The following is a 26,698-nucleotide window of genomic DNA, read 5'->3' on the forward strand; positions in this document are numbered from 1 at the left end:
CCCTACCCTTCCGCCTTCTGCGGCCGGGCCATCAGGGCCTCGATGGCGGCGTCGATGGACAAGCGCTGCTGCAGCACGGCGTCGACAGCGGCGCTCACCGGCATGTCGACGCCTTTCAGAGCCGCCATTTCCACCAGCACGCTGGCGGTGAAGGCGCCTTCCGCCAGCTTGGCCGGCGTCGCCGTGCCCGCGCCCAGCGCCGCGCCGAAGGCGAAGTTGCGGGATTGCGGGCCGGAGGTGGTGAGGATGAGATCGCCGAGGCCCGAGAGGCCGGCCATGGTCTCTCCCCGCGCCCCATAGGCCCGGGCAAAGCGCGTCAGCTCGGCAAAGCCGCGGGCCACCAGCGCTGCCCCGGCACTCGCGCCCAGATGCCGCCCGGCGACGATGCCGGCGGCAATGGCCAGCACATTCTTGGTAGCGCCGCCAATCTCCACCCCGCGCACGTCGGTGGAGTGGTAGAGCCGGAAGGTGGAGGAGCCCAGGGCCGCGCACAACGCCTGCGCGAGCGTGGCATCGGCGCTGGCCAGGGTCACCGCCGTGGGCAGGCCCGCCGCCACGTCGCTGGCGAAGCTGGGGCCAGAGAGCACCGCCGGCATCGCCGCCGGCGCCTCGGCGGCAATGGCCTCGGTAACAAAGGCGCGGCTGCCGCGCTCAATGCCCTTGGCGCAGGACACCACCGGCGTGCCCGGGGCCATCACCGGCGCCAGCGCCCGGGCCACCACCCGGCATGCCTGCGCCGGCACCACCAGCAGCACCGCATCGCAGCCCGCCGCCTGCGCCAGATCGGCGCTGGGCGTCACCCGCGCATCGAGGGCGATGCCGGGCAGCGCCGCGCGGTTCTCGCGCGCCGCCACCATCTGCGCCACCTGCGCGCCATCGCGGGCATAGAGCACCACGTCGCGCCCGGCGCGGGCCGCCGCATTGGCGAGCGCGGTGCCCCAGGCCCCGGCACCCACCACACCGATGGTGGAAAAGCGGGTCACCGTCAGGCCCGGGCGTGGGCCGAGGCGGCGGCAGCGGGATCGAGCGGCCAGCGGGCGCGGGGGCTCACCGTCAGCGGATCATGCATGCCGCGGGAGAGCCGCTCGGCCCCCGCCCAGGCGATCATGGCGCCGTTGTCGGTGCACAGATCGGGGGCCGGCATGGCAAAGCGGGTGTTGAGCTCGGCCGCGACGCGGGCAAGGCTTTCGCGAATGGCGCCATTGGCGGCCACGCCCCCCGCCACCACCAGCGCCGTGGGGCCGCGCCCCAGCCGATCGCGGAAGGCGCGGGCGCCGGCCTTCACCCGGTCGACGATCACGTCCACCACCGCCGCCTGGAAGCCGGCGCACAGGTCCGCCACATCGTCATCGGTCAGGGGGGCGAGCTTCTCCGCCTCCAGCCGCACCGCGGTTTTCAGGCCGGAGAGGGAAAAATCCGGCTCGCGCCGGCCCATCATGGGGCGGGGAAAGGCGAAGCGGCCGGCATAGCCGCGCGCCGCCTGGGCCTCCACCTGCGGCCCGCCGGGATAGGGCAGGCTCAGCATCTTCGCCACCTTGTCAAAGGCCTCACCCACCGCGTCATCCAAAGTGGTGCCGAGCCGGGTGTAGCGGCCCACGTCCTCCACCGCCAGCAGCTGGGTGTGGCCGCCGGAGACCAGCAGCAGCAGATAGGGGAAGGCGACGCCGTCGGTGAGCCGCGCCGTGAGCGCGTGCGCTTCCAGATGGTTCACCGCCACCAGGGGCTTGCGGGCCGCCAGCGCCAGCGCCTTGGCGGTGGTGAGGCCGACGATGACGCCGCCGATGAGCCCGGGCCCGGCGGCGGCGGCGATGCCCGAGAGCTCGGGGAACGACAGGTTCGCCTGCCGCATGGCCTCGGCGATGACGTGATCGAGGATTTCCACATGGGCGCGGGCGGCGATTTCCGGCACCACGCCGCCATAAGGCGAGTGAATGGAGATCTGCGAGCGCACCACGTTGGAGCGGATGTCGCTGGCGCCGGACGGCGAGCGGGCCACCACGGCGGCGGAGGTCTCGTCGCAAGTGGTCTCGATGCCGAGAACGAGAAGATCCGCCACGCTGTTTTCACTCCTTCACCGCCGGCGGACGCTGCGCCGGAACGCCGCTCTACCCCATTTTGATTCCCAGGGGCATTGTACGCGCCCATGAGCGCAGACACGAACACTCTCACCTCGCCCGCCCCGTCGTCCCCCGCGAAAAGCGGCCCGGCCCGGCTGCGCATCGGCACCCGCGGTAGCCCGCTGGCGCTCTGGCAGGCCCATGCGGTGCAGGCCGCCCTCGCCGCCACCCTGAAGATGCCGGCGGAGGCCATCGCCATCGAGATCATCCGCACCACCGGCGACAGCATCCAGGACCGCGCGCTCTCCGAGGCCGGCGGCAAGGGCCTCTTCACCAAGGAGATCGAGGACGCGCTGCTCGACGGGCGCATCGACCTTGCCGTGCACTCCACCAAGGATGTGGCCACCGAGCTGCCGGCGGGCCTGCACCTCGCCGGCTACCTGCCCCGCGCCGACGTGCGCGACGCGCTGATCTTGAAGCGCGGCAGCTGCCTCGCCGATCTTGGCCCCGGCGCCAAGGTCGGCACCGCGTCCCTGCGGCGGGCGGCCCAGCTCAAGCGGCTGCGGCCGGACCTCAAGGTGGAGCTGCTGCGCGGCAACGTCCACACCCGCCTCTCCCGGGTGCGCGAAGGGGATTTCGACGGCACCCTGCTGGCGCTGGCCGGCCTCACCCGCCTCGGCCTGGCCCATGAGGCGAGCGCGGTGCTGGACACCTGCGATTTCCTGCCGGCGGTGGGCCAGGGGGCGGTGGCCATCGAGTGCCGCGAGGCGGATGCGGAGAGCAATGCGGCGGTCGCCGCCATTGCCTGCCGCGCCACCGGCATCGCCGTCACGGCCGAGCGGGCCTTCCTCGCGGCCCTCGACGGCTCATGCCGCACCCCCATCGCCGGGCTCGCCACCGTGGACGGCGAGCGGGTGCGGCTCGCCGGCCTGGTGCTCGCGCTCGACGGCTCCGATGCCGCCGAGACCGAGGAGGCGGCGCCGGTGGCCGAGGCCGCCGCCCTCGGCACCCGCTGCGGCCTGCGGCTGCGCGACAGCGCCCCGGCCCGCGCCCTCGGCCTCTAGGCCGAAGGGGGCCATTCGGAGACACGCGCCGGAGAAACGAGCCGGAGACACGAACCATGCACTTTCTCATCACCCGCCCGGAACCCGCCGCCTCCCAGACCGCCGCCCGCCTGCGGGCGCTCGGCCATGACGCGACCGTGGACCCCATGCTGCGCATCGCCCCCACCCGGGAGCCGCTGCCGGCCGGGCCGTTCGAGGCGGTGGCCTTCACCTCCATCAACGGAGTGAAGGCGTTCGCCGCCCATCCGGAGGGGCCGGGCCTGTTCCATCTGCCGGCCTTTGCGGTGGGATCGCGCACCGCGAGGGAGGCGCGCACCGCCGGCTTCACCCAGGTGACCGATTGCGAAGGCAATGCCAGCGCCCTCGCCATCCGCCTGGCGGAGGCCCTGCCCAAGGGCGCGCGGGTGCTGAACCCGGCGGGCGAGGACCGCGCCACCGACCTCGCCGAACTCTTGAAGGCGCCGGGTCTCCAGCTGGTGCTCACCATCATCTATGCGGCCCAGCCGGCCGATGCCCTCTCCGAGGACGCGCGGGCGGCGCTGGAAGCGGGGCAGATCAACGCGGCCCTGCATTTTTCCCAGCGCACGGTGAAGACCCTTCTGGACTGCGTGGCCAGGGCCGGGCTCACCCGGCAATTGGCCGGGGTGCGGGAGTTCTGCCTGTCCGAGCAGGTGGGCGGGCCGCTGGTGCGCGCGGGCTTCGCCATCGAGGCCGCCGGCGCCCCCAATGAGGACGCCCTGTTCGCGCTGTTCTGACCCCGCCCGGACCGCCAGAGGTTGCGATGGGACGCCCGGCGGTCTATCCGAGTCCACAGGCGGATGCGACCGGCGAGGAGGCCCATGGCGAGCGATGATCCGAATGCGGCGGGCGCACAGTCCCGCCGCCCCCGCACCCCGCCAACCCTCGATCTGAAGGCGCAGGAGCTGAAGAGCGAGCCTGTGGCGGGCACCGTGGCCGATTCGGCCACATCCACATCGGCGCCCGAAAGCGCCGGCCGCGCCGCGCCTGTCGATTCGCCCGCCCCCGCAACCACGGGTGGCGCCGCGACGAAATCCGAGGGCAAGCCGGCGGCCGAAACCAAGGCCACGGATACCAAAGCCACGAGCACCAAGGCTCCAGAGGCGAAGCCCGCGGACACCCGCGCCAGCGTGCCGCCGACCGGCACGGCGGCACCCAAGGATGCGCCGAAGGACACGGCCAAGGCGGCCGTCAAGGACGACAGCAAGGCGGAGGCGAAAACCGGCGCGGCGGCCGCGGCCCCGCCCGCCGCGCCCAAAGGGCGCTCGGGGGCGGGCACGGTGCTGGCGGCGCTGGTGCTCGGCCTGTTGGGCGGGGCCGGTGCGGGCGGTGGCCTTGCCTATTCCCTCATTCACCACCAGCCCCCCGCGCCGACGGTGGACCTCGGCCCGCTGACCGCCCGCATGGCGGCGCTGGAAGGCCGCCCGGGCGCCGATCCGCAGCGGCTGGCAGCGCTGGCCGGACGGCTCGACCAGATCGACGCGCGCCTCGCCACCGCGGACAGTGCCCTGGCGGCCTTGAAAGACGCGTCGGCGCCGCCCGCCGCGTCGGGACCGGACCTGACGCCGCAGATGGATGCGCTCAAGAGCGCCGTCGGCAAGGCGGAGACCGCCCTTGGCGCCCTCGATGCCCGCGTCACCGCCCTCAAGGGCGCCGAAGAGGCGCTGCAGGCGGGACAGGAGAGCCTGAAGACCGCCGTGGCCGCCGCCACCGTGGCGGCCCAGCAGGCTCAGGGCCTCGGACCGCGCATCGATCTCATGGGTGCGCGCATCGACGAAGCCCGCAAGGAAGCGCTGAACGCCGCCGATGCGGCCGCTGCCACCAACCGCGCGGCGGCGAGCCTGGTGGTGCTGGGCAGCCTGAAGGCGGCGCTGGAGACGGGCCGGCCGTTCGCTCCGGAACTGGCGGCGGCGCAGGCCTTGCTCGGCCCGCGGGCGGCGGCGCTGGAGCCGTTCGCCGGTCAGGCCGAAGGCGGCTTCCCCACCCTGGCGAAGCTGGCCGACACCCTGGCCGCCACCGGCAACGCCAGCCTCGACGCCCTCACCCCGGCACCCGAGGCCGCGCCCGCCGATGCCTCGCTGATGACCCGCTTCCTGTCGAGCGCGCAGACGCTGGTGAAGATCCGCCCCGCCGATGGGCCCGATGTGGACGCCGCGCGCACCACCCTCGGCCGTGCCGTGGTGGCGGTGCGCACCGGGGATCTGGCCGGCGCCCTGTCGCTGCTGCGGCAGATGCCGCCGGCGGTGTCGGCCAAGCTCGCCCCCATCGTCGCGCAGATGGACCTGCGGCTGCGCGCGCTGGACGCGGCCGCCGCGCTTTATCAGCAGTCCCTCGCCAGCATTTCGGGGAAAGCGCCGTGATCCGTCTCGTCTTCTTCCTCGCCCTGCTCGCGGCCCTGGCCTTCGGCGCGTCCTGGATTGCCGACCGACCGGGGGAGATTTCCCTGGTGTGGCAGGGCTGGCGCGTCGACACCACCATTCCGGTGGCGCTCGCCGTCATCGCCGTGGTCACCGGGGTGATGCTGGCCCTGTGGCGGCTGATCGCCTTCCTCATCAACTCGCCGCGGCTGGTGGCCGCCCTTTCCGGCCGGCGCCGGCGCGAACAGGGCTGGCGGGCGCTCACCCAGGGCCTCATCGCCATCGGCAGCGGCGATGCCACCGCCGCCCGCAAGGCGCGCAGCGATGCGGCCCGGCTCCTGCCCCACGAGCCGCTCACGCACCTTCTGGCGGCCCAGACCGCCCAGTTCGACAACAATCCCGAGGTGGCCGTGGCCGCCTTCGAAACCATGGCGAAATATCCGCCGACCCGCCTGCTGGGTCTGCGCGGCCTGCACATGGAAGCCCGCAAGGCCGGCGATCGCGCCGCCGCCGCCGTCATCGCAGCCGAGGCGGCGGCCGAGGCCCCAACCCTGGGTTGGGCGGCCGACGCGGTCATCGAGGCCCATTGCGCCGCCGGGGATTTCCGCGCCGCCCGCACCGTGCTGGAACGGCAGATGGCGCAGAAGGGCATCGACAAGGCGCAATATCGCCGCCGCCGGGCGGTGCTGCTGACCGCCGAGGCCCTGGCCCTGGAGCAGGCCGACCCGCTGGTGGCGCGCGAACTGGCGCAGGAAGCGGTGCGTCTCGCCCCCACGCTGGTGCCCGCCGCCGCCTGTGCCGGCCGCCTGATGGGTGCCGCCGGTGAATTGAAAAAGGCCGCCAAGGTGGTGGAAGCCGCCTATGCCGCCAACCCCCATCCGGAACTGGCTGAGGTGGAGGCCCACCTGCGCCCCGGAGACGCGGCCCTGGATCGGCTGAAGCGGGTCCGGCTGCTGGTGGCCAAGGCGCCCCACCATCCCGAGAGCGCCGTCGCCCTGGCCCGCGCCTGCCTCGATGCCCATGAATATGGCGAGGCCCGCAAGACCCTGCAGCCGCTGCTGGAGGCGCCTACCCAGCGGGTGTGCCTGCTGATGGCGGAGCTGGAGGCCGGCGAGAATGGCGATATCGGCAAGGCCCGTGAGTGGACCGCGCGGGCCGTCAATGCCGCCCGCGACCCGGCGTGGATCGCCGATGGGGTGATCGCCGACCAGTGGCAACCCATCTCCCCGGTCACCGGCAAGCTGGATGCCTTCACCTGGACGGTGCCACCGGGCGTCGCCTCGACCCCGGTGCTGGAGCATGGCGCCGAACGGGTGATGGCAGCCATCGCCGCCGTGCGCGCCAGCGAGCAGGCCCGGGTGCAGGCGGCCGAGGCCGAGGCGCAGGCGGAAGCCCAGGCGCGCGCCCTGGAAGCCGCCCTTGCGGCAGAACCGGAAATGCCGGCGTCCGTAGAGCCCACCGCTCAGCCGACCACCCCTGTCACTCCCGCCGTGGCGCCCTCTGTGGCCCCTTCTGCGGCTCCCGCCGTGGCCCCCGGCGCCGGGCCGGCGCCGCACACCATTGATATGGTGGGCGCGCCCCCGGCGCAGGTGGCGCTCAAGGCTCGGCCGGCGGAGCGCGCGAAGGAGAGCGACCCGGTCATCGCCATGCCGCCCCTGCCGGATGATCCCGGCCCGGAGACGGCGGATGCCGAGCCTGCCCCGGCGCCCCGCCGCCTGTTTGGTCTGTGACCGGACCGACCCCGGCGGCCGTCCTCCGGGGTCGGTCGGACCCGTGTTGGATCGGGCCGCGCAGCCGCGCCTCAACCGGCGTTAGAAAGCGGTGAGCGCCAGGGTGTTGTGCTCGACGCTGGGCGGCGCCGCCATGAACGGGCCGGCCAGCTGCCGCCATTCCTGGAAGTCCGGCGAATTGCGAAAATGCACCGTGTGGTCCTCCAGGGTCTCCCAGGTCACCACCAGAAAATAGCGGTTGGGCTGTTCCACCGAGCGGCGCAGCGCCAGGCCCTTGCAGCCCCGCGCGCGCTGGAAGCAGGGGGTAGCGGCCCGCACGGCCGCTTCAAAGTCGGCGCTCGCGCCGTCCTTCACCTCGATGGTGGCGATCTCAAGAATCATCCTGCGCTCCTCGTGTTGTGACCCTGCCCAAGCGGCGCCCCCTCTTACACCACCAGCCTGTTCCGCCAACCACGCCGTGACCCCCCGCTCATCCGCTTGCCGACGGGATTGCCAAAGCTACTGCCAAGCCCCCTTGCCAACTCCGGCGCGACGCGGCACACCCGCAAGGTTCATTTCACAAACCTTTCGAGCGCGCCCATGGCCCATTGGCTCTACAAATCCGAACCCTTCAAATGGTCCTGGGACATGCAGGTGAAGGCCGGCGCCAAGGGCACCCATTGGGATGGGGTGCGCAACCATCTCGCCAAGCAGCAGATGCTGGCCATGAAGCTGGGCGACACCGGCTTCTTCTACCATTCCAACGAGGGCAAGGAGATCGTCGGCATCGTCGAGGTCATCAAGGAGGCCTATCCTGACCCCTCCGACCCCACCGGCAAGTTCGTGATGGTGGACCTCAAGGCGGTGGAGCCGCTGAAGACCCCCATCAGCCTAGCCACCATCAAGGCCGATCCGCGCTTTCAGGAGATGGCCCTCATCAAATATTCCCGGCTTTCCGTGCAGCCGGTGACCGATGAGGAATGGGCCCTGCTGTGCGCCATAGGAGGCGTTTCGGGAGGTGTTTCTGGGGGTGTTTCTGGGGGTGGTTTGGCGGGCAAGGCGTGAGCGGGCGCATCAAGGACCCCGTCGCCTTCATCCGCGCCGAGACCCGGCTGCGGCCCGTTCCCCTGGTTCCGGAAATCTCGCTGCATGTGGCGGACGAGGCGGTGCCCATCTGGCATCGCACCGAGGAAGAGCTGGGCGAGCTCGGCCTGCCGCCGCCCTTCTGGGCGTTCGCCTGGGCCGGCGGCCAGGCGCTGGCGCGTCATGTGCTGGACCATCCGGAATTGGTGGCCGGCGGGCGCGTGCTGGATTTCGCCTCCGGCTCCGGGCTGGTGGGCATCGCCGCCATGAAGGCCGGCGCGCTTGAGGTGGATTGCGCGGATATCGACCCGTTCGCCCTCTCGGCCATCGCCTTGAACGGCGACGCCAACGGCGTGGCGCTCACCCCGGTGGGCGAGGACCTGATCGGCCGCGACGCGGGCTGGGACACGGTGCTGGCCGGCGACATCAGCTATGAGCGCGAGCTGGCGGAGCGGGTCCATGGCTGGCTCAGCGCCCTGGCGCGGCGCGGGGCGCGGGTGCTGATCGGCGATCCCGGCCGCACCTATCTGCCCAAGGAGACGCTGGAGCGCATCGCCGAATATCGGGTGCCGGTGACCCGCGAGCTGGAAGACATGGAGATCAAGCACACCAGCGTGTGGCGGCCCCGCGCCCGGGCATGACCCCGCTCAGGCGCGGCGGGCCACCAGCGCCGCCACCGCCGCCACCAGCCAGCCGGCGATCATGGTGGTGCCGCCGAACGGCGCGCTGCCGCCCAGCAGCTTCGCGTCCATCAGGCCGCGCATGGCCAGGTCCCCGCTGAACAGCACCACGCCGAGCACCAGCAGCGAGCCGGCGAGGCGCACCAGGGTGGCGCCCCGCGCCAGGCCGAGCGCCAGCGCCACCAGTGCGGTGACCGCGGCGGCGTGGAACAACAGGAAGTAGGCCGCCGTTTCCACAAACGTGCCGCCGCCCACATGGGCCGACACCGCCGCCGCCGCCACGCCGGCCGCGCCCATGAGCCCGGCCAGCAGCAAAAGAATCCGCGTCCAGATGTCCATTCCACAAAACCTCCACCCTCGGCGCGTTATAGGGGAAGAGTTTTTACGGGAATACCTGCCCCGACGACGCAGCCCCGCCGGATACCACACGCAAAAGATGCTTCTGCACCGCCATGCACTTCCCGCAATGCGGTTCATCGGCGTGCACCGCAACACCTGGGGCCGGGGGCCTGACCAATGGGATATGCACCCAAAGTCGGGCTGTTCCATGCCTTGTGGAGGGGCGGTCAGGTCAGCATAATCCGCCCCAATAAGGGCGAACGGCGTTCGCTGAGAACGATAAGTCGCGTGCCATCCGCTGATGATCGCGAGAACGCGCCGGCGGTGGAAATGTTCAAGGTGCGGGTCGTGAACCCGCGGGAGGGAGCCAAAGGCCATGTCCGAGAAGATCTATGATGTGCCGTCCGCCTGGGCCCAGAAGGCCTTCGTGGATGATGCCCGCTACAAGGCCATGTACGCCGCCTCGGTCGAGGATCCGCACACCTTCTGGGGCGAGCACGGCAAGCGCATCGACTGGTTCGAGCCCTTCACCAAGGTGAAGAACACCTCGTTCGACCCCGGCCACGTCTCCATCAAGTGGTTCGAGGACGGCATCACCAACGTCGCCTACAATTGCGTCGACCGCCACCTGGAGAGCCGCGGCGACCAGCCGGCCATCATCTGGGAAGGCGACGGGCCCGACGAATCCAAGATCATCACCTACCGCGAGCTGGCGAGCGCGGTGAACACCTTTGCCAACGTGCTGCGCAACCGCAATGTGCAGAAGGGCGACCGCGTCACCATCTACCTGCCGATGATCCCCGAGGCGGCCTATGCCATGCTGGCCTGCGCCCGGCTCGGCGCCATCCACTCGGTGGTGTTCGGCGGCTTCTCTCCGGACAGCCTCGCCGGCCGCGTCTCCGATTGCGGCTCCAAGGTCATCATCACCGCCGACGAAGGCCTGCGCGGTGGCCGCAAGGTGCCGCTGAAGGCCAATGTGGACGCCGCCATCGGCCATATGGGCGGCGAGGGTGTCGACCATGTGATCGTGGTGAAGCGCACCGGCGGCAAGGTGGACATGACCCCCGGCCGCGACGTCTACTACGACGAAGCCGCCGCCATGGTCACCGACGAATGCCCGGCCGAGCCGATGAATGCGGAAGATCCGCTGTTCATCCTCTACACCTCCGGCTCCACCGGCAAGCCGAAGGGCGCGCTCCACACCACCGGTGGCTATCTGGTCTATGCCTCCATGACCCACCAGTATGTCTTCGACTATCACGAAGGCGATGTTTACTGGTGCACGGCGGACGTGGGCTGGGTGACCGGCCACTCCTACATCATCTATGGCCCGCTCGCGAACGGCGCCACCACGCTGATGTTCGAGGGCGTGCCCAATTATCCCACCACGTCCCGCTTCTGGGAGGTGATCGACAAATACAAGGTCACCATCTTCTACACCGCCCCCACCGCCATCCGCTCGCTGATGCAGGGCGGCGAGGAGCCGGTGAAGAAGACGTCCCGCGCCTCCCTGCGCCTGCTCGGCTCGGTGGGCGAGCCCATCAATCCCGAAGCCTGGGAATGGTATTACCGGGTGGTGGGTGACGAGCGCTGCCCGATCGTCGACACCTGGTGGCAGACCGAGACCGGCGGCATCCTCATCACCCCCCTGCCCGGCGCCACCAAGCTGAAGCCCGGCTCGGCCACCCGCCCGTTCTTCGGCGTCATGCCCGAGGTGGTGGATGCGGAAGGCAAGGTGCTTGCCGGCGCCTGCGAGGGCAACCTCGTGATCGCCGATTCGTGGCCGGGCCAGATGCGCACCGTCTATGGCGACCACGAGCGCTTCGAGCAGACCTATTTCTCCACCTACCCCGGCAAGTATTTCACCGGTGACGGCTGCCGCCGCGACGCCGATGGCTACTACTGGATCACCGGCCGCGTGGACGACGTGATCAACGTCTCCGGCCACCGCATGGGCACCGCCGAGGTGGAAAGCGCCCTCGTCGCCCATCCCAAGGTGTCGGAAGCTGCCGTGGTGGGCTTCCCCCACGACATCAAGGGCCAGGGCATCTACGCCTATGTCACCCTGATGGACGGCATCGAGCCCACGGAAGAGCTGCGCAAGGAGCTGGTGGGCTGGGTGCGCCGGGAGATCGGCCCCATCGCCTCGCCGGACCTCATCCAGTTCGCGCCGGGCCTGCCCAAGACCCGCTCGGGCAAGATCATGCGCCGCATCCTGCGCAAGATCGCCGAGGACCAGTTCGAGAGCCTGGGCGACACCTCCACCCTCGCCGATCCGACGGTGGTGGAAGACCTCATCAGCAACCGCCAGAACAAGCGGGACGCCGCCGCCTGATCGGCGCCGCGCTCACCTTGCCTGCCGCGCCGGCGCCCCTCGGGGCGCCGGTTGCCGTTGGGGCCCGGACAAGAAAAAAGCGCTCCGGTGGAGGTCATCCACACGGAACGCTTGGAAGTCGGTTTGAAGCGGTACTCTCAAACAACGCGACGGCGCCCGGCGGCGTCGAAATTCAATGGGTGTGGTCCACCACCGTATACTCCCCGGCGCGCACCCGGTCGGCGAGCCCCAGCACGAAATCGGCGCTGGCCGTCTCGCCATAGGTGGCCACCAGGCTGCGCAGGGCCGTGAACAGGGCCGCCTGCACCAGGCATTCCTCCTCCAGCCCGTCGCGCACGGCTTCGACCCAGGCGTCGCTGAGATAGGTCAGCGCCACATGGCGATCGTCGGCGGCCATGTCCGCGATATCGGGAAGGGCAATGGCTGGGCTGGGCAATGTCGACACGTAGAAACCTCCAGCCGCGCAACAAGCGGCGACGGGAGATGACTACCACGAGATGGCCGCGAGGGGAGCCCAGTTCTAACCAAAAGGTTAACGTCCCCGGCGCCCGTTCATCAATTTCCGCCGTAGCGCACCACAATGTCGTGGGCGAGCCGCGCCCCCTCCTCCAGCTGGCGCTCCACCGCCACTTTCGCGGCCGGCGTGCACACCTGGTAGACCTGGGAAAAGCTGGTGTAGCCGCGATTGAAGGCGGCGATCATCTTGCCCTTGCGGGCATCGGAGGGCTGCTCGGTCTCGATGAGCGCGCCCATCTCGTCGCGCCAGCGCTGCTCCTCTCCCACCGCGCCGCACAGGGGGCGCAGGTAATGCAGGGCGCCGAGAATCTCGGCGAGGCGCAGCAGATCATCGTCATAGGGCGGCGCCGCGCCCTCGACAGCGGCGGACGGCGCGGCGAGAAGGCGCCCGCCCAAAGGGCCACAGAGGGGGCCACAGAGGGCCGCCGCCACCACAAGCAAAGCGAAGAACAGGCTGCGGATGGGCATGGTTCGTCCCGGGTTGCCTTGTGGTGCGATCTTCACGCGGCGCGGTCAAGGCCCTGGCAGCGACCGAGGAGCGACGCCTCAGGGCTGCGCCATGATCGCGGCGGCAGCGCTCACCAGCTCCGCCAGCCCCTCCGTGGTGGCGAGGCCCGCCACCTCCTGGGGCCGGAACCAGCCGATCTCCGCCGCCTCCGGGCCGGTGCGGGGCTCGCCCGCCTGCCAGCGGGCGGCATAGGCGATGACCACGAAATGGGCCTCCAGCCGCCCGGCGGCATCCTGCAGAATCACGTCCCGCACCCCGGCGACCGCCACCATGTGGGCATCGACGCCCACTTCCTCCATCAGTTCGCGCGCAGCGGCGGTGGCGAGGGTCTCGCCGGCTTCCACCCGCCCGCCGGGCAGGCTCCACAGGCCGGCGCCCGGGCCGTTCACCCGGCGCGCCAGCAGCACCAGCGGGCCGCGGAACACCGCCGCGCTGGCCGCCAGCGTGGGGCGCAGCACGACAGCTGGCTCCAGAGTGGCGGCGGTCATCGCGGCAGCGGGGGTTGCACCGGTGGCGGTCATCGCGCTCCTGATCCCTTTGCGCCTGTGGAGAGCCATCGGGGCGACGGGCCCACCCTTGTGGCGAACGGCCGGCACCTTACCTTCGCGGCAGCATCGGAGCACGCGATTCGTGACCTCTCACCCCACCTCACCGGACCCGGACGCCCCCCACGCGGCCGCCAAGCCTTCCCGCGCCCGCAAGAGCGCGCCGCCGCGCGCGTGGCAGCGCATGCTGTCCGGCCGCCGGCTCGACCTGCTCGATCCCTCCCCGCTCGACGTGGAGGTCGAGGACATCGCCCATGGCCTCGCCCGGGTGGCGCGCTGGAATGGCCAGACCCATGGCGCCAACATCTTCTCGGTGGCGCAGCATTCCCTGCTCACCGAGCGCCTGGCGCGGCGCACCCATCCCGATCTCGATGCCCGCTGGCGGCTGTGCGTGCTGCTGCACGATGCCCCCGAATATGTGATCGGCGACATGATCTCCCCGTTCAAGGCGGTGCTGGGGGGCGATTACAAGAGCGTGGAGGCGCGCCTGCTCACCGCCATTTCGGTGCGCTTTTCCCTGCCCACCACCTGGCCCGACACCCTGGTGAAGATCGTGAAGGCGGCCGATCGCGCCTCCGCCTATCTGGAGGCGACCCGGCTCGCCGGCTTCTCGGCGGCGGAAGCGCGCGGCTTCTTCGGCCGCCCCGTGCGCCTCGACGACGCAGAGGAAAGTGATTATCTCACCCCTTGGGAGGCGGAGACCGCCAAGGCGCGGTTTCTGCGACGCTTCGAGGAGCTGCAGCCATGATTCACGTGTGCTCCCTCGCCAAACTGCATGAAACGGTGGCGGCCACCGGCGCGCGCCATGTCATCTCGCTGATCAACGGCGGAACCGTCTTTACCCGGCCCAGCAATGTGGACCCCACGGACCACCTGTTCCTGGGCATCAACGACATTGTCGATGAGATGGCGGGCATGGTGGTGCCCGGTGCCGAGCATATGCACGCGCTGTTCGAGTTCGTGCATGCCTGGCCGCGGGAAACGCCGCTGGTGATCCACTGCTATGCCGGCATCTCGCGCTCGACGGCGGCGGCCTACGCCTCGCTGTGCGCGCTGCTGCCCGATCGCGACGAGGTGGAGCTGGCGCAGCGGCTGCGCCACGCCTCGCCCACCGCCACCCCCAACCCGCGCATCGTCGCTTTGGCGGATGCGGCGCTGGGGCGCGACGGACGCATGGTGGCGGCCATCGCTGGCATCGGCCGCGGCCAAGATGCCTTCGAGGGCACGCCGTTCGCCTTGCCCGTGAACTGATCAGGGCCGCGCCGCGACACCCACCAGCCCCGGGACGGGAGCCCCCTCCTCGGTGCGGATGGAGGCGTCGTCGAGAAGGCGCAGCTCAAGCCCGGCGGCCGCAGCCACCGCCCGCACCATGGCGGCAGGGTGGGCAAAGCGCAGGGTGTCGCGCAGCAGCACCCCCTCGCCACCATGGGTCTCGCTGGTGAAGGCGAACAGCCCGCCGGGGGCGAGCACCCGCGCCACCTCCCGGAACAGGGGCGCGATCTCGTCCACATAGCACAGGGCATCGGCGGCGATGATGAGATCGAAACTGGCGGAGGGAGCCGCCGCCAGCACCGCACCCATCTCCCCCGCCTCCAGGTGGGCATAAAGCCCAAGCCGCGCGGCCCGCTCCAGCATGGCGGGGGCGAGATCCACCCCGTGGAGCGCCTCCACCAGCGGCGCGAACAGCGGCGCCGTCAGCCCCGTGCCGCAGCCAAGGTCCAGCGCCCGAAGGAAATGGCGCTCCGGCCCCGCCACCTGCGCCACGGCGGCGTGCAACAATTCCGGGCCGCGATAATTGAGATTATCGCGCAGGGCGCTCTCGAAGCGGTCCGCATATTGATCGAACAGGGTCTGCACATAGGCCGCCGACATGGCCCCTTCCGCCGGCGCATGGCCGAGGCGCGCCAGCCGCAGGCCGGCGCCGAAGGCGTCGTCCGGGTCGCAATCGCGCGCCCGGGTGAAGGCATCGGCGGCGCCGGCCGCATCGCCGCCCGCCTCGCGGGCCTCGCCGAGCAGGAACCACGCGGCGGCGAAGTCCGGGGCCTCGGCGAGGGTGTCGGTCAAAAGATCCGCGGCGGCGGACCAGTCATGGTGATCAAGACAGGCGCGGGCCCAGTCGAGCCGGCGATCGAGCACAGGGTCACCCGAGGAATGGGTGTGGACGGAGGCGGACACGGAGGCCTCGCAGATGAAGGGTCGGCTCCCATATAACGAGTTGCGGAAAGAGACCAGACGTGCGCCCTGAAGATCTGCTTCACCCGACCCCCAAGGGGCTTTATTGCCCGCCGGGCGATTTCTATGTGGACCCGGTGCGGGTGGTGCCCCGGGCGCTCATCAGCCACGCCCATTCGGACCATGCCCGGCCTGGCCATGGCGCCGTGCTCGCCACCCGCGAGACGCTGGATCTGATGGCGCTGCGCCTGGGCGAGCGCTTCACCGCCACCCGCCAGCCCCTCGCCTATGGCGAAGTGGTGGAGATCAACGGCGTCACCGTCAGCCTGCATCCGGCCGGCCATGTGCTGGGCTCGGCCCAGATCCGGCTGGAGAAGGACGGGTTGGTGATCGTCGTCTCCGGCGACTACAAGACCGACGCCGATCCCACCTGTGCCGCGTTCGAGCCGGTGCGCTGCCATGTGTTCGTGAGCGAGGCCACCTTCGGCCTGCCGGTGTTCCGCTTCGGTGATCCGGCTCAGGAGGTGGCAAAGCTGCTGCACTCGGTGGCGGTGTTTCCCGAGCGCACCCATCTGGTGGGCGCCTATTCCCTCGGCAAGGCGCAGCGGGTGATGGCCATGATCCGCGCCGCCGGCCACACCGCGCCGCTCTATGTTCACGGCGCCCTCGGGCCCATCACCGACTATTACGCCGCCCAGGGGCAGGATTTCGGCCCGCTGAAGCCGGTGGCGGGGGCGCACAAGTCCGCCTTCGTGGGGGCCATCGTGGTGGCGCCGCCCATGGCCATGACCGATTTGTGGGCGCGGCGCTTCGCCGATCCCCTCACCTGCTTCGCCTCCGGCTGGATGCGGGTGCGCGCCCGCGCCCGCCAGCGCAGCGTGGAACTGCCGCTGGTGATCTCCGACCATGCGGATTGGGACGGCCTGTGCGCCGCCATCCGCGCCACCCATTGCCAAGAGCTGTGGGTGACGCACGGCGCCGAGGATGCGCTGGTGCATTGGGCGCAGACCCGGCAGATCCGCGCCCGCCCCCTGCGCCTGGTGGGCTATGGCGAGGAGGACGAGACCGAGACCGCAGAGACGCCGCCGGCGGGACAGTGAGGATTTTCAGCCGAAAATCCACACATCCCCACAAATTGGCACATTCCTTGTTTCTCAGGCCCCGTTCACGCAGGATGATCCGGACGGGGAGCAGCACATCATGGCCTATGTCCACCGCATCGGCGCCCGCAGCTATGTGTTTGCGGATCTGAAGGAGCTGATGGCCAAGGCCACGCCGCCGCGCTCCGGCGACATGCTGGCCGGCATCGCCGCCTCATCCGCCGAGGAAAACGTGGCCGCCAAGATGGCCCTGGCGGAGGTGCCGCTGAAGGCCTTCCTCTCCGAAGCGCTGGTGCCCTATGAAACGGATGAGGTCACCCGCCTCATCCTCGACACCCATGATCCGGTCGCCTTTGCTCCCGTCTCTGCCCTGACGGTAGGCGACTTCCGGGATTTTCTGCTCTCCGATCAGGCAACGCCCGAGCAGCTCGCGGCCCTCGCGCCCGGGCTGACCCCGGAAATGGCCGCCGCCGTCTCCAAGCTCATGCGCAATCAGGACCTGATCCTGGTGGCCAGGAAATGCCGGGTGGTCACGTGCTTCCGCAACACCATCGGCCTGCCCGGCACCATGGCCGTGCGGCTGCAGCCCAACCACCCCACCGACGATGCCGCCGGCGTCTCCGCCACCATTCTCGACGGCCTGCTCTATGGCTGCGGCGATGCGGTGATCGGCATCAACCCTGCCTCCGACAGCCTGCCGGTGATCGACCGCCTGCTGCGGCTGATGGATGAGGTGATCACCCGCTTCGAGATCCCCACCCAGAGCTGCGTGCTCACCCACGTGACGAGCTCCATCGCGCTGATGAACCGCGGCGCGCCGGTGGATCTGGTGTTCCAGTCCATCGCCGGCACCGAGGGGGCGAACCGCGCGTTCGGCGTCGATCTCAAGGTGCTGCGGGAAGGCACCGATGCCGCCGCCGCGCTCCGGCGCGGCACGGTGGGGCAGAACGCCATGTATTTCGAGACCGGCCAGGGCTCGGCCCTCTCCGCCGGCGCCCATCACGGCGTCGACCAGCAGACCCTGGAAGCGCGTGCCTATGGGGTCGCCCGGCCGTTCAAGCCGCTCTTGGTGAACACGGTGGTGGGCTTCATCGGCCCCGAATATCTCTATGACGGCAAGCAGATCATCCGTGCCGGGCTGGAGGATCATTTCTGCGGCAAGCTGCTGGGCGTGCCGCTCGGTGTGGACGTCTGCTACACCAACCATGCCGAGGCCGACCAGGACGACATGGACACCCTGCTGACCCTGCTCGGCGCCGCCGGCGTCACTTACATCATGGGCATTCCCGGCGCCGACGACGTGATGCTGAACTATCAGTCCACTTCGTTCCACGACGCTCTTTATATCCGCGAGGTGCTGGGCCTGAAGCGGGCGCCGGAATTCGAGGCCTGGCTGGAACGCATGGGCATCGCCGATGCCGCCGGCCGGCTGCTGCCGGCGAGCGGCACCCATCCGCTGGTGGGCTTCGTGAAGGAGCAGGCGGCATGATCGCGCGCGATCCCTGGCTCGCCTTTTCCCGCCACACCCCGGCCCGCATCGCTTTGGGCCGCACCGGCGCCAGCCTGCCGACGCAGGAGGTGCTGCGCTTCGCCCTCGCCCACGCCCAGGCCCGCGACGCCGTCCACCTGCCGTTCGAGGCGACCAAGGTGGAAGCGGAGATCCGGGCGCTGGGCTTCGAGACCCTGGAGGTGGCGAGCGCCGCCCCGGCGCGGGATGTCTACCTGCGCCGCCCCGATCTCGGCCGGCGGCTGAATGCGGAAAGCCGCGCGCGCCTCGCCGCCCGCAAGGCGGCGCCGGTGGATCTGGCACTGGTGGTCGCCGACGGCCTGTCCGCCACCGCCATCCATGCCCAGACCGCGCCTTTCCTGGCCGCCTTCAAGCCCTGGATCGCGAAGGAGGGCTGGAGCGTCGCGCCGGTGGTGGTGGCAGCCCAGGCCCGGGTGGCGCTGGGCGACGAGGTGGGGGAGCTTCTGGGCGCCCGCGCCCTGGTGGTGCTGGTGGGCGAGCGGCCGGGCCTGTCCTCCCCGGACAGCCTCGGCCTCTACCTGACCTTCGCCCCCAAGGTCGGCCGCTCAGACGCGGAACGCAACTGCATCTCCAACGTACGGTCGGAAGGACTGAGCCACGAGCTGGCTGCCTTCAAGCTCGCCTGGCATCTCAAGGAGGCGCTGCGGCGCGCCGTCAGCGGCGTGGAGCTGAAGGACGAGAGCGACCTGCTCCTGCTGCACGGTGCCCCTCCGCCGGCCCTGACCGGCGGCTGAGCCGAGCTGAGCCCGGCGCTCCGCCGCGGGCGGAGGCCTCAGTCGGCTTCGACCGAAACCACGCGGAAGGTGTGCATCTCCTCGTCTTCCTTCACCGAGATGTATTCACCCACCTCGAACTTCTCATCGCCGAAGCGGTAGCCGGCCTCGTCGTCGTCATTTCCCGAAATGTCATAGCGGAAGGCCCAGCTTCCGCCGGGGCGTCGCACGAGGTGGCCCACCTCGTCCGCCTCGTCGGGACGGAACTTCACCACCCGGCAGATCTCGCGATGCTTCGCCCAAAGCTCCGCGTCGATGTGGCCATCCTCTTTCAGGGGCGCGACGAAACGGTAGCCGAAGAATTTCGACCCCTCCGGAAAATCCTTCTCACGGGCCAATTCCATGCGGACCTTATGAAAGCCCTGCGGCAGTTGCGCCATTGTTCTTCTCCCGGCCTTTGGTCTGGGCGTTGCAGTTCCTGTGTCGCCCTTATTTAGAGGATCCCCGGCGATTCGCGACAGAGCCCCTTGCGCCCCAGATGCTTCCCCCTGGGCAATGAAGACGCACCCATTACCTCCCGAAAGCCCTTGCTCTGCACGCGAATGCGGTCACAATAGCCGCAAGATGCAGGCGCCGCGCCCTTGGCGAACAGCACCTGCCGCACGCGGTCCCCTTGCGAGGCGCGGCCGCCTTGTCCATTCGCCCCCGGTTACTGGGCTTCGCTTTGCGCAATTTGACGTGGCGCAACGCAACATATTCGATTTCCGGCGATGCTTAATTTTGCGGCACCGCCTGGAAAGAGGCGGAAGACGCTGGGGGCAGGCGCAATCGGCAAGGGAGTGATGTCATGAATGATTCGGCCATTTTCCAGGGTTTGACCCGGGCCTGGAGCAGCGGAACCCCGCCGACCATGGCGCCCATGACGCAATGGAAGAACATGTTCTTCGATTGCCCGATGGCGGTGGCGTCTCACCTGCAGCGCTTCATGGGCAAGCAGGCCCAGGAGCAGATGCAGCTGATGGGCGAACTGGCGAAAGAACCCAATCCCGCCAACGCCATGACCAAGGAACTGGCGTTCATGCAGCAGTCTGCGCTGGCCTGGAATACCGAGGTGCTGGAGCTGGCGGAGCTGATCCAGACCAAGGTGCTGGCGGCCACGCAGCCTGAAACGAACGCAGAAAAGCCGCCCGTCGCCGAAGCGGCGTGACGTGATCTCCTCCGGCCCGACCGGGCCGGAGGACGCCTTTCATTCCGGCCACCCCGACTTGCGACGGGGCAGCGAAAGCCAGCGGCAGCGGCCTGATCAAGCCACCGCCATGAGGGTGGCGTTGCCGCCGGCGGCAGCGGTGTTGATGGAGATCGACACCTCGCGCATGAGCAGCGGCAGCGGCACCCCGCCCGCCTCCAGCACATGCACGGGCACCAGCGGCCCGGTGCCGTCCACGAGCCGGGTCGCCACACCGGTCACGTCCCCCTCCTCCACCAGCGCCACGTCGGTCCCCGCCCCCGGCGCGGATCCCCCGCTCGTGTCCTGATCCAGCGCAAACACAATCCGCCTGGCCAAAGCGGCCGGCAGGTCGGCCAGCGCGCCGCGCAGGCTCGGGGCTTCCACGCGCACCCGGTTGCCGGTGGCCAAGGCGGCGGCGATGCCCGTCAGCAGCGCCCCGCGGGTCTGCGCCCGCACCAGCACCGTGCCGCGGGGTGCCAGCCCGTAGCGGTTGCTCTCACCCACCGGGCCCGGCAGCTCGGTGAGCACGCCAAGCGGTACCGCCAGGGCCCAATCCCGCGCCTGCGCCGCCTCGCGGGCAGATCCCTTCGCCGCCAGCCAGTCGGCGAACGCGAGGGCCGCGGCGTCGGCCGTCCCCCCGCTCTGGGACCAGCGCGGCAGACCATGGGTGAGGCGCTGCAGATAGAGCGGCCCGCCGGCCTTGGGGCCAGTGCCGGAGAGGCCGCGCCCGCCGAATGGCTGCACCCCCACCACCGCGCCGATGATGTTGCGGTTCACATAGATATTGCCCGCCTCCACCTGCGCCGTGACCGCGGCGATGGTCTCGTCGAGCCGGGTGTGGAGACCGAAGGTGAGGCCGTAGCCGGTGGCGTTGATCTCGCGCACCACTTCGCCCACCGCCTCGCGGCGATAGCGCACCACGTGCAGCACCGGGCCGAACACCTCGCGCTCCAGCTCGCCCAGCCGGTCGATCTCGATCAGGGTCGGCGCCACGAAGGTGCCGTGGCGGGTGGGCATGCCGAGGGGCACGCGGAAGACCTTGTGACCGCGGCTCGCCATGGCCTCCACATGGGCCTCGATGCCGGCGCGGGCGTCGGCGCTGATCACCGGCCCCACATCCGTAGCCAAGTGATCGGTGGGGGCCACCACCAGTTCCGCCATGGCGCCCTTCAGCAGCTCCAGAATATGGTCCGCCACCTCTTCCTGCAGGCACAGCACCCGCAGGGCGGAGCAGCGCTGGCCGGCGCTGTCGAAGGCGGAGGCCACCACGTCGGCCACCACCTGCTCGGCCAAAGCCGAGCTGTCCACCACCATCGCGTTCTGGCCACCGGTCTCGGCGATAAGGGGAATGGGCCGGCCGGCCGGCGAAAGGCGCGGGGCGAGCTGACGCTGGATCAGCCGCGCCACCTCCGTGGAGCCGGTGAACATGACGCCCGCCACCTGCGGTGCCGCCACCAGGGCCGCGCCCACCGCACCGTCACCGGGCAGCAGCTGCAGCACATCGGCCGGCACCCCGGCCTCGTGCAACAGGCGCACCGCCTCGGCGGCGATCAGCGGGGTCTCCTCCGCGGGCTTCGCCAGCACCGTATTGCCGGCGGCCAGCGCCGCCGCCACCTGGCCGGTGAAGATCGAGAGTGGGAAGTTCCAGGGGCTGATGCAGACCACCGGGCCGAGCCCGGTCTGGCTGGCCTCCAGCTTCTCCGCCTCGCCGGCATAGAAGCGCAGGAAATCGATGGCTTCGCGCACCTCGCCCACCGCATTGGCCGCCGACTTGCCGGCCTCGCGCATCATAAGCCCCATCAATTGGCCCATGCGGGCCTCAAGGGCCTCGGCCGCCTTCAGCAACGGCGCACAGCGCTCCCGCGCGGGGTGCGCGGCCCAACCGGGGGCTGCGGCGGCCGCCTGCGCCATCGCGGCACCGGCGGCTGCGGGCGTCACCTCGAACACCTCACCCACCACATCGCGCCGGTCGGCCGGGTTCAGCACGGCACGGCGGGTGCCGGCATCCGCCGGGCCGGCGCTCCAGGGCCAGCCGGCGCTGGCGCTGAGGCTGGCGGTGAGGGCCTCGAGCACGTCGTCGTTCGACAGATCGATGCCTGCGGAATTGAGCCGGTCGGGGAACAGCGCCGACGGCGCCTTGATGAGATCATGGGGAGCGCCGGGATGGGGCATGGCCCGCACCACATCCACCGGATCGGCGATGAGGTCATCCACCGACACGGCGGGATCGGCGATGCGGTTGACGAAGGAGGAGTTGGCGCCGTTCTCCAGAAGCCGCCGCACCAGATAGGCGAGCAGGGTCTCGTGGCTGCCCACCGGCGCATAGATGCGGCACGGCCGGCCCATGTGGGTGGGGCCCACCACCTCGTCATACAGCGGCTCGCCCATGCCATGCAGGCACTGAAACTCGAACGAACCCTCGGTGAAATCGGCACCGGCCAGGTGATAGATGGAGGCCAGCGTCTGGGCGTTGTGGGTGGCGAACTGCGGGAAGATCACATCCCGCGCCGCCAGGAGCTTGCGGGCGCAGGCGATGTAGGACACGTCCGTGTGGGGCTTGCGGGTATAGACCGGGAAGTCGGACAGCCCATCGATCTGCGCGCGCTTGATCTCGGCATCCCAATAGGCGCCTTTCACCAGCCGCACCATCAGCCGGCGGCCGTTGCGCCGGGCAAGATCAATGAGCACGTCGAGAACGAACGGGCAGCGCCGGCCATAGGCCTGCACCACGAAGCCGAGCCCGTTCCAGCCGGCGAGATCCGGATCCGCGCACAGCACCTCCATCATGTCGAGGGAGAGCTCCAGCCGGTCGGCCTCCTCGGCATCGATATTGACGCCGATATCGTAGCCCTTGGCGAGCAGCATCAGGGCCTTCACCCGCGGCAGCAACTCGGCCATCACTCGGCCCGCCTGGGCGCGGGCATAGCGCGGATGCAACGCCGAGAGCTTGATGGAGATGCCCGGCCCGCTATAGACCCCCCGCCCGGCGGAGGCCTTGCCGATGGCGTGGATGGCACCTTCATAATCGGCGAAATAGCGATCCGCATCGGCGGCCGTCACCGCCGCCTCGCCCAGCATGTCGTAGGAATAGCGGAAGCCCTTGGCCTCCCGTTCGCGGGCGCGCTTCAGGGCTTCGTCCATGGTCTCGCCCATGACGAACTGCTCGCCCATCATGCCCACCGCCACATTCACCGCGCGGCGGATGACCGGCTCGCCGAGCCGGCCCACCAGCCGCGTCAGGGCGGCGGTGAGGCCCTGCTCATCCACCGTGCCCACCAGCTTGCCGGTGAGAACGAGGCCCCAGGTGGCGGCGTTCACGAACAGGGAATGGCCGCCGCGCAGATGGGCGAGCCAATCCCCATGGCCGATCTTGTCGCGGATGAGCGCATCGCGCGTCGCCGTATCGGGAATGCGCAGCAGCGCCTCGGCCAGGCACATCAGGGCGATGCCCTCCTTGGAGGAGAGGGCGAATTCCTGCACCAGCTCTTCCACCAGCGAACCCCGCGGCTTACCGCGCAGCGCCTCGATCAGCCGGCGGGCGGTGCCGGCGATGGGGGCGCGCATGTCCGCCGGCAGGGTGGCTTCCTCCAGCAGCGGTGCCAGGCATTCAGCTTCGGGACGGCGATAGGCCGCCGTCACCGCCCGGCGCAGCGCCGAGCGCGGACCCGCCGGCGGCGCGAAATCGGCGAACATCGGGGCCTCGGAGGCAGCGGGGGCAACAGCGGAAATCATCGGGCGAGTGAGTGGGCGAGTCATGGGGCGCGATCCTTGCGACTGCGCCGCCCGCAGGCTGGGCGAAGGCGGGGGCGTCAGTCCCCTAAAGGGTAGCAAGACCCGCTTTTGCATTCCGACTTTTCATATGGGAGAATGGCATCAGAATTTTATGAAATGATCGCCATATGCAGTCATATCACCCATGACAGAGCCAGAACTTAGTCAACTTGATGCTTTCGATCAGCGCATTCTGGAAGCGCTCAGCGCCGATGGGCGCATGTCCATCACCGATCTGTCGGCGCGGGTGGGCCTGTCGCGCACGCCATGCCAGGCGCGCCTCAAACGGCTGGTGGACGAAGGCTATATCCGCGGGTTCCGGGCGCAGCTCGATCCGGTGAAGCTGGGGCTCGACCACATCGCCTTCACCGAGGTGAAGCTCTCCGACACCACGGAAGCCTCCCTCTCCGCCTTCAACGCGGCGGTGCGGCGCCTCCGCGAGGTGGAGGAATGCCACATGATCGCGGGGCCGTTCGATTATCTGTTGAAAGTGCGCACGCGCGACATTCGCCGCTACCGGCAGGTGCTGGGCGAGAAGATCTCCGCTTTGCCCTGCGTGGCCAGCACGTCCACTTATGTGGTCATGGAATCGGTGAAGGACGACGCACCGTGAGCCATCAGGCGTCGGGCGCCTGGGCCAGCAGCGCCGCCGCGGCGTCGAATTCGAGGCGCCGGGCCGCACGGCGGGCGGCGGCGAGCTCATCCTCACCCCACTGGTCGCGGTTCCAATCCTCATCCACATGGGCGGCGGCCCACACCGCGTCGGCATCGAGCCGCCCCTCGGCCAGCGCCAGCGCCAGCAGGGCCGAACCGGTCAGGGTGGTGATGACATGCAGCGCCGCCAGCGCCAGCGGCCCCTGCGGCAGCCGCGCCGTCACCCGCGCCAAAGCGTCCTCAGGCTGGGCCACATGGCGGACGCCTTCGCTGAGGAAGAAGCGGGCGCCGTAGGTCTCGTTGAGCCAATCGAGGATGGGGTCCCACAGGGCCGCCTGGCGCGCCAGCAGCGCATCCGGCCCTTCGGCGCGGTAGAACAGAAGATCCGTGCCGGCATAATTCGCCACCTCCTCCCGCACCGCCGCAGCCTCGGGGGCAACCCGGTCGAGGGCGACGTTCACCAGGCGGGTCAGCGGCATGGCGAAGGGGTCGATCTCCTCGCCCTGCGCGGCCCATTCCGCCGCCAGCGCTTCGGCGAGGGCCTGGGTCGGCACCGCCAGCACCGCCCGCGCCGGCGTGCGCACCGGGCGGCCGTCCAGCAGCACGGCGAAGCCACCGTCCACTGGCCCCACGCCCGCCTGCTTATAGAAGCGCTTCGGGCGGGTCGGGCGCTGCGCCGCCTGGGCGCGCGCCATGGGGTTGTCTGCGCCGCTGTCCAGATCGCCGAGAATGTCGCGCATCACGCCCTCCGTTCCTGCGGCAGGGTGGCGGCGGCCAGCAGCTGCGAAAGCGCCGCCGGCACCGCGCCGAAGTGGTCCACCACCTGCTGCGCGCCGGCGTGCCACAGCGCCTCGGTCTCGTGATAGCCCCACTCGACGCCCAGGGCCGAGGCCCCGGCCGCCCGGGCCATGGCCATGTCGAACGAGGTATCGCCCACCACCACCGTGCGGGCGGGGCCGATGCCGGTTTCCATCATCGCCTGCTGCACCATGGCGGGATGGGGCTTGGAGGGCGCATCATCTGCGGTCTGGATGGTGGCGAACCAGCCCACCATGTCCTGCGCCTTGAGCACCCGGTCCACCCCGCGCCGCGCCTTGCCGGTGACCATGCCGAGCAGCACGTCGTCACGGGCGCGCAGGCCCTCCAGCACCTCCCGGGCGCCAGGGAACATGGGCTCCGGCGGCCGGATGTCGCGCAGCCGCATGAAGGCGCTGCGATAGGCCTCCGCCATCTCCATGACGGGATAATGCGCATCGCCCCGCGCCAGCACGGTGAAGGCCTCGGGCAGCGACAGGCCGACGATGGAGAGAAGCTCGGCCCGCTCCGGCACCGCCAGGCCCAGCGCCGCATGGGCGTCGTGCATGGCCTGCACGATCATGTGCTGGCTGTCGACCAGCGTCCCGTCGCAGTCGAACAGGATCAGGGTCAAGGCGCCATCGGACGTGGGAGCGGGGGAAGGCTGGGACGGCGTGCTCATTTCAAGGTCATCTTCTGGGTGGCGATGTCATAGACCCAGGTGGTGCCGGTGGGATCCTCGAACAAGATGTCCTTGAAGCCCCGCTGCTCGCACTGTTTCGGGAACGGGCCGGCGATGATCAGCTCGGCCGCCGTCTTGGCGGAGAAATTGAACGTGATGGTCAGTGTGGTGTCCTCTGGCCCGGAGGTGGTCACCTTCAGGTCGAGCCCGTTCTGAGCGAAGCTCTCCTGCTTGCTCTTGGCGAAGGCGCGGCGCGATTCCGCGTCCGCCGGCGTGTCCGTGGAGCGGGTCAGGGGTGCGGCCAGAGACGGCGGCACGGCCGCCACCGAAGGCATCGCCGGCGCTGCCGCAGGTTCAGGCCGCGCCAACGCCGGCCGTTCAGGCGCGGGCGGCGGCGCGAAAGCGGAAGTCTCGCTGCTGGGCGGTGGAGCCACGGGGGGCGCGGCGGGTGCCACCGGCGCCGGGGCCTCCGCCACCGCGGGCGACGCCGGCGTGGATGGTGCCGCAGGCGACGCAGAGATGGTGGGCGTCGGCGCGGGCGACGCAGAGTTGGCCGGCGCAGGCCCGGCGGAACGCACCGGGGCCGGCGAAGACAACACCCACCACACCAGCGCGCCGGACACCAGCGCCACCGCCGTCCCCGCCAAGCCGATCACCACCGGTATCAGCGCCCGATTGCGCAGGGAGCGTCCACAGAAGGGGCACTGCGTCTCTTCCGGATAGACCTGCGCACCGCACCCCGGACAGAATTCGTGCTTGGTGTTCATGCGTCTCCGCCTTTGCCTCGCCCCCTCATATGGCCCTTCACGGGGCCCGAGGACAGGGGAAGGGCGGCGCCCGTCGC

Annotated in this window: 28 protein-coding genes; 14 read left to right on the forward strand and 14 right to left on the reverse strand. The window is 70.3% G+C overall.

Annotated elements, in window-relative coordinates:
- Positions 1–2: 2 nt before the first annotated feature.
- Together ACU4E7_RS21040 and tsaD are read right to left on the reverse strand one after the other, a co-directional pair.
- Positions 3–983: an NAD(P)H-dependent glycerol-3-phosphate dehydrogenase gene (locus tag ACU4E7_RS21040; protein ID WP_447020012.1), complete on the reverse strand. Its 981-nt coding sequence runs from the start codon at positions 981–983 to the stop codon at positions 3–5.
- A gap of 2 nt (positions 984–985) precedes the next feature.
- The gene (tsaD, locus tag ACU4E7_RS21045; protein ID WP_238121130.1) at positions 986–2,056 is read right to left on the reverse strand and encodes a tRNA (adenosine(37)-N6)-threonylcarbamoyltransferase complex transferase subunit TsaD; all 1,071 of its coding nucleotides are present in this window, start codon (positions 2,054–2,056) and stop codon (positions 986–988) included.
- A gap of 87 nt (positions 2,057–2,143) precedes the next feature.
- On the opposite strand from tsaD, the gene hemC reads away from it, so the two are divergent.
- The 4 genes from hemC to ACU4E7_RS21065 all read left to right on the forward strand — a co-directional run bounded on the left by hemC (position 2,144) and on the right by ACU4E7_RS21065 (position 7,226).
- Entirely contained in the window at positions 2,144–3,121 is a 978-nt protein-coding gene (hemC, locus tag ACU4E7_RS21050; protein ID WP_447020013.1) for a hydroxymethylbilane synthase, read from the forward strand.
- Between the two features lie 56 nt (positions 3,122–3,177).
- Complete coding sequence (locus ACU4E7_RS21055; protein ID WP_447020014.1) at positions 3,178–3,876, forward strand: uroporphyrinogen-III synthase; 699 nt, start codon at positions 3,178–3,180, stop codon at positions 3,874–3,876.
- Between the two features lie 84 nt (positions 3,877–3,960).
- Positions 3,961–5,499, forward strand: a complete 1,539-nt coding sequence (locus ACU4E7_RS21060; RefSeq protein WP_447020015.1) for a hypothetical protein — start codon at positions 3,961–3,963, stop codon at positions 5,497–5,499.
- Entirely contained in the window at positions 5,496–7,226 is a 1,731-nt protein-coding gene (locus tag ACU4E7_RS21065; protein WP_447020016.1) for a heme biosynthesis HemY N-terminal domain-containing protein, read from the forward strand. Before ACU4E7_RS21060 ends, ACU4E7_RS21065 begins: the two co-directional genes overlap by 4 nt.
- 81 nt (positions 7,227–7,307) lie before the next feature.
- Here ACU4E7_RS21065 and ACU4E7_RS21070 read toward each other — a convergent pair whose 3' ends face one another.
- On the reverse strand, positions 7,308–7,607 hold the full coding sequence (locus tag ACU4E7_RS21070; protein WP_238121125.1) for an antibiotic biosynthesis monooxygenase family protein: 300 nt from the start codon (positions 7,605–7,607) through the stop codon (positions 7,308–7,310).
- Positions 7,608–7,805: 198 nt separating this feature from the next.
- Here ACU4E7_RS21070 and ACU4E7_RS21075 point away from each other — a divergent pair, with 198 nt between their 5' ends.
- Complete coding sequence (locus ACU4E7_RS21075; RefSeq protein ID WP_447020017.1) at positions 7,806–8,270, forward strand: EVE domain-containing protein; 465 nt, start codon at positions 7,806–7,808, stop codon at positions 8,268–8,270.
- Complete coding sequence (locus ACU4E7_RS21080; protein WP_447020018.1) at positions 8,267–8,929, forward strand: class I SAM-dependent methyltransferase; 663 nt, start codon at positions 8,267–8,269, stop codon at positions 8,927–8,929. Before ACU4E7_RS21075 ends, ACU4E7_RS21080 begins: the two co-directional genes overlap by 4 nt.
- A gap of 6 nt (positions 8,930–8,935) precedes the next feature.
- Here the strand turns inward: ACU4E7_RS21080 and ACU4E7_RS21085 are convergent, their stop codons facing one another.
- Complete coding sequence (locus ACU4E7_RS21085) at positions 8,936–9,307, reverse strand: DUF423 domain-containing protein (RefSeq protein WP_447020019.1); 372 nt, start codon at positions 9,305–9,307, stop codon at positions 8,936–8,938.
- A 376-nt stretch (positions 9,308–9,683) separates the two neighbouring features.
- Between ACU4E7_RS21085 and acs the strand changes: the two genes are divergently transcribed.
- Positions 9,684–11,642: an acetate--CoA ligase gene (gene acs / locus ACU4E7_RS21090; RefSeq protein WP_238121121.1), complete on the forward strand. Its 1,959-nt coding sequence runs from the start codon at positions 9,684–9,686 to the stop codon at positions 11,640–11,642.
- A 172-nt stretch (positions 11,643–11,814) separates the two neighbouring features.
- Here acs and ACU4E7_RS21095 read toward each other — a convergent pair whose 3' ends face one another.
- From ACU4E7_RS21095 to ACU4E7_RS21105, 3 genes are all read right to left on the reverse strand, one after another.
- Positions 11,815–12,087 (reverse strand): hypothetical protein, encoded by a 273-nt coding sequence (locus tag ACU4E7_RS21095; protein WP_238121120.1) that lies wholly within the window; start codon positions 12,085–12,087, stop codon positions 11,815–11,817.
- 110 nt (positions 12,088–12,197) lie between these two features.
- A complete protein-coding gene (locus ACU4E7_RS21100; protein WP_447020020.1) occupies positions 12,198–12,626 on the reverse strand; it encodes a TIGR02301 family protein in 429 nt (142 codons plus the stop codon).
- A gap of 78 nt (positions 12,627–12,704) precedes the next feature.
- Complete coding sequence (locus tag ACU4E7_RS21105; protein WP_447020021.1) at positions 12,705–13,187, reverse strand: NUDIX hydrolase; 483 nt, start codon at positions 13,185–13,187, stop codon at positions 12,705–12,707.
- Positions 13,188–13,395: 208 nt separating this feature from the next.
- Here ACU4E7_RS21105 and ACU4E7_RS21110 point away from each other — a divergent pair, with 208 nt between their 5' ends.
- Both ACU4E7_RS21110 and ACU4E7_RS21115 read left to right on the forward strand, forming a co-directional pair.
- On the forward strand, positions 13,396–13,959 hold the full coding sequence (locus tag ACU4E7_RS21110; protein WP_447021684.1) for an HD domain-containing protein: 564 nt from the start codon (positions 13,396–13,398) through the stop codon (positions 13,957–13,959).
- On the forward strand, positions 13,956–14,462 hold the full coding sequence (locus ACU4E7_RS21115) for a tyrosine phosphatase family protein (RefSeq protein ID WP_447020022.1): 507 nt from the start codon (positions 13,956–13,958) through the stop codon (positions 14,460–14,462). Before ACU4E7_RS21110 ends, ACU4E7_RS21115 begins: the two co-directional genes overlap by 4 nt.
- Here ACU4E7_RS21115 and ACU4E7_RS21120 read toward each other — a convergent pair whose 3' ends face one another.
- Positions 14,463–15,386 (reverse strand): class I SAM-dependent DNA methyltransferase, encoded by a 924-nt coding sequence (locus tag ACU4E7_RS21120; protein WP_447020023.1) that lies wholly within the window; start codon positions 15,384–15,386, stop codon positions 14,463–14,465.
- Between the two features lie 59 nt (positions 15,387–15,445).
- Between ACU4E7_RS21120 and ACU4E7_RS21125 the strand changes: the two genes are divergently transcribed.
- The 3 genes from ACU4E7_RS21125 (at position 15,446) to eutC (ending at position 18,745) form a co-directional block, all read left to right on the forward strand.
- Positions 15,446–16,483, forward strand: coding sequence for a ligase-associated DNA damage response exonuclease (locus ACU4E7_RS21125; protein ID WP_447020024.1), 1,038 nt, complete (start codon positions 15,446–15,448; stop codon positions 16,481–16,483).
- A 100-nt stretch (positions 16,484–16,583) separates the two neighbouring features.
- Positions 16,584–17,972 carry an ethanolamine ammonia-lyase subunit EutB gene (locus ACU4E7_RS21130; protein ID WP_238121114.1) on the forward strand — a complete coding sequence of 463 codons (1,389 nt, stop codon included), beginning with the start codon at positions 16,584–16,586 and terminating at the stop codon, positions 17,970–17,972.
- Entirely contained in the window at positions 17,969–18,745 is a 777-nt protein-coding gene (gene eutC / locus ACU4E7_RS21135; protein WP_447020025.1) for an ethanolamine ammonia-lyase subunit EutC, read from the forward strand. Before ACU4E7_RS21130 ends, eutC begins: the two co-directional genes overlap by 4 nt.
- A gap of 38 nt (positions 18,746–18,783) precedes the next feature.
- Here the strand turns inward: eutC and ACU4E7_RS21140 are convergent, their stop codons facing one another.
- On the reverse strand, positions 18,784–19,164 hold the full coding sequence (locus tag ACU4E7_RS21140) for a hypothetical protein (protein WP_238121112.1): 381 nt from the start codon (positions 19,162–19,164) through the stop codon (positions 18,784–18,786).
- Between the two features lie 470 nt (positions 19,165–19,634).
- On the opposite strand from ACU4E7_RS21140, the gene ACU4E7_RS21145 reads away from it, so the two are divergent.
- Complete coding sequence (locus ACU4E7_RS21145) at positions 19,635–19,931, forward strand: hypothetical protein (RefSeq protein ID WP_447020026.1); 297 nt, start codon at positions 19,635–19,637, stop codon at positions 19,929–19,931.
- A 96-nt stretch (positions 19,932–20,027) separates the two neighbouring features.
- On the opposite strand, the gene putA is transcribed toward ACU4E7_RS21145, so the two are convergent.
- Complete coding sequence (gene putA / locus ACU4E7_RS21150; protein ID WP_447021685.1) at positions 20,028–23,684, reverse strand: trifunctional transcriptional regulator/proline dehydrogenase/L-glutamate gamma-semialdehyde dehydrogenase; 3,657 nt, start codon at positions 23,682–23,684, stop codon at positions 20,028–20,030.
- Positions 23,685–23,868: 184 nt separating this feature from the next.
- Here putA and ACU4E7_RS21155 point away from each other — a divergent pair, with 184 nt between their 5' ends.
- Positions 23,869–24,336, forward strand: coding sequence for an Lrp/AsnC family transcriptional regulator (locus ACU4E7_RS21155; protein ID WP_238121110.1), 468 nt, complete (start codon positions 23,869–23,871; stop codon positions 24,334–24,336).
- 4 nt (positions 24,337–24,340) lie between these two features.
- On the opposite strand, the gene ACU4E7_RS21160 is transcribed toward ACU4E7_RS21155, so the two are convergent.
- The 4 genes from ACU4E7_RS21160 to ACU4E7_RS21175 all read right to left on the reverse strand — a co-directional run bounded on the left by ACU4E7_RS21160 (position 24,341) and on the right by ACU4E7_RS21175 (position 26,460).
- Entirely contained in the window at positions 24,341–25,117 is a 777-nt protein-coding gene (locus ACU4E7_RS21160) for an ATP12 family chaperone protein (protein WP_447020027.1), read from the reverse strand.
- Positions 25,117–25,854, reverse strand: a complete 738-nt coding sequence (locus ACU4E7_RS21165; RefSeq protein WP_447020028.1) for an HAD-IA family hydrolase — start codon at positions 25,852–25,854, stop codon at positions 25,117–25,119. The genes ACU4E7_RS21160 and ACU4E7_RS21165 overlap by 1 nt, the downstream gene beginning before the upstream one ends.
- The gene (locus tag ACU4E7_RS21170) at positions 25,851–26,171 is read right to left on the reverse strand and encodes a hypothetical protein (RefSeq protein ID WP_238121107.1); all 321 of its coding nucleotides are present in this window, start codon (positions 26,169–26,171) and stop codon (positions 25,851–25,853) included. The genes ACU4E7_RS21165 and ACU4E7_RS21170 overlap by 4 nt, the downstream gene beginning before the upstream one ends.
- A 61-nt stretch (positions 26,172–26,232) precedes the next feature.
- On the reverse strand, positions 26,233–26,460 hold the full coding sequence (locus ACU4E7_RS21175; RefSeq protein WP_447020029.1) for a hypothetical protein: 228 nt from the start codon (positions 26,458–26,460) through the stop codon (positions 26,233–26,235).
- Between the last annotated feature and the right edge of the window lie 238 nt (positions 26,461–26,698).

The sequence above is a fragment of the Xanthobacter sp. ZOL 2024 genome (assembly GCF_052932325.1).

Excerpts from the sequence above, each read along its gene's own strand:
- ACU4E7_RS21115 (WP_447020022.1), top strand. The coding sequence starts at position 13,956 with ATGATTCACGTGTGCTCCCTCGCCAAACTGCATGAAACGGTGGCGGCC.
- ACU4E7_RS21155 (WP_238121110.1), top strand. The coding sequence starts at position 23,869 with ATGACAGAGCCAGAACTTAGTCAACTTGATGCTTTCGATCAGCGCATT.
- ACU4E7_RS21145 (WP_447020026.1), top strand. The coding sequence starts at position 19,635 with ATGGCGCCCATGACGCAATGGAAGAACATGTTCTTCGATTGCCCGATG.
- acs (WP_238121121.1), top strand. The coding sequence starts at position 9,684 with ATGTCCGAGAAGATCTATGATGTGCCGTCCGCCTGGGCCCAGAAGGCC.
- ACU4E7_RS21140 (WP_238121112.1), bottom strand. The coding sequence starts at position 19,164 with ATGGCGCAACTGCCGCAGGGCTTTCATAAGGTCCGCATGGAATTGGCC.
- ACU4E7_RS21105 (WP_447020021.1), bottom strand. The coding sequence starts at position 13,187 with ATGACCGCCACCGGTGCAACCCCCGCTGCCGCGATGACCGCCGCCACT.
- ACU4E7_RS21075 (WP_447020017.1), top strand. The coding sequence starts at position 7,806 with ATGGCCCATTGGCTCTACAAATCCGAACCCTTCAAATGGTCCTGGGAC.
- ACU4E7_RS21165 (WP_447020028.1), bottom strand. The coding sequence starts at position 25,854 with ATGAGCACGCCGTCCCAGCCTTCCCCCGCTCCCACGTCCGATGGCGCC.
- ACU4E7_RS21055 (WP_447020014.1), top strand. The coding sequence starts at position 3,178 with ATGCACTTTCTCATCACCCGCCCGGAACCCGCCGCCTCCCAGACCGCC.
- eutC (WP_447020025.1), top strand. The coding sequence starts at position 17,969 with ATGATCGCGCGCGATCCCTGGCTCGCCTTTTCCCGCCACACCCCGGCC.
- ACU4E7_RS21110 (WP_447021684.1), top strand. The coding sequence starts at position 13,396 with ATGCTGTCCGGCCGCCGGCTCGACCTGCTCGATCCCTCCCCGCTCGAC.
- ACU4E7_RS21160 (WP_447020027.1), bottom strand. The coding sequence starts at position 25,117 with ATGCGCGACATTCTCGGCGATCTGGACAGCGGCGCAGACAACCCCATG.
- ACU4E7_RS21130 (WP_238121114.1), top strand. The coding sequence starts at position 16,584 with ATGGCCTATGTCCACCGCATCGGCGCCCGCAGCTATGTGTTTGCGGAT.
- ACU4E7_RS21070 (WP_238121125.1), bottom strand. The coding sequence starts at position 7,607 with ATGATTCTTGAGATCGCCACCATCGAGGTGAAGGACGGCGCGAGCGCC.
- ACU4E7_RS21100 (WP_447020020.1), bottom strand. The coding sequence starts at position 12,626 with ATGCCCATCCGCAGCCTGTTCTTCGCTTTGCTTGTGGTGGCGGCGGCC.
- ACU4E7_RS21060 (WP_447020015.1), top strand. The coding sequence starts at position 3,961 with ATGGCGAGCGATGATCCGAATGCGGCGGGCGCACAGTCCCGCCGCCCC.
- putA (WP_447021685.1), bottom strand. The coding sequence starts at position 23,684 with ATGATTTCCGCTGTTGCCCCCGCTGCCTCCGAGGCCCCGATGTTCGCC.
- ACU4E7_RS21085 (WP_447020019.1), bottom strand. The coding sequence starts at position 9,307 with ATGGACATCTGGACGCGGATTCTTTTGCTGCTGGCCGGGCTCATGGGC.
- hemC (WP_447020013.1), top strand. The coding sequence starts at position 2,144 with ATGAGCGCAGACACGAACACTCTCACCTCGCCCGCCCCGTCGTCCCCC.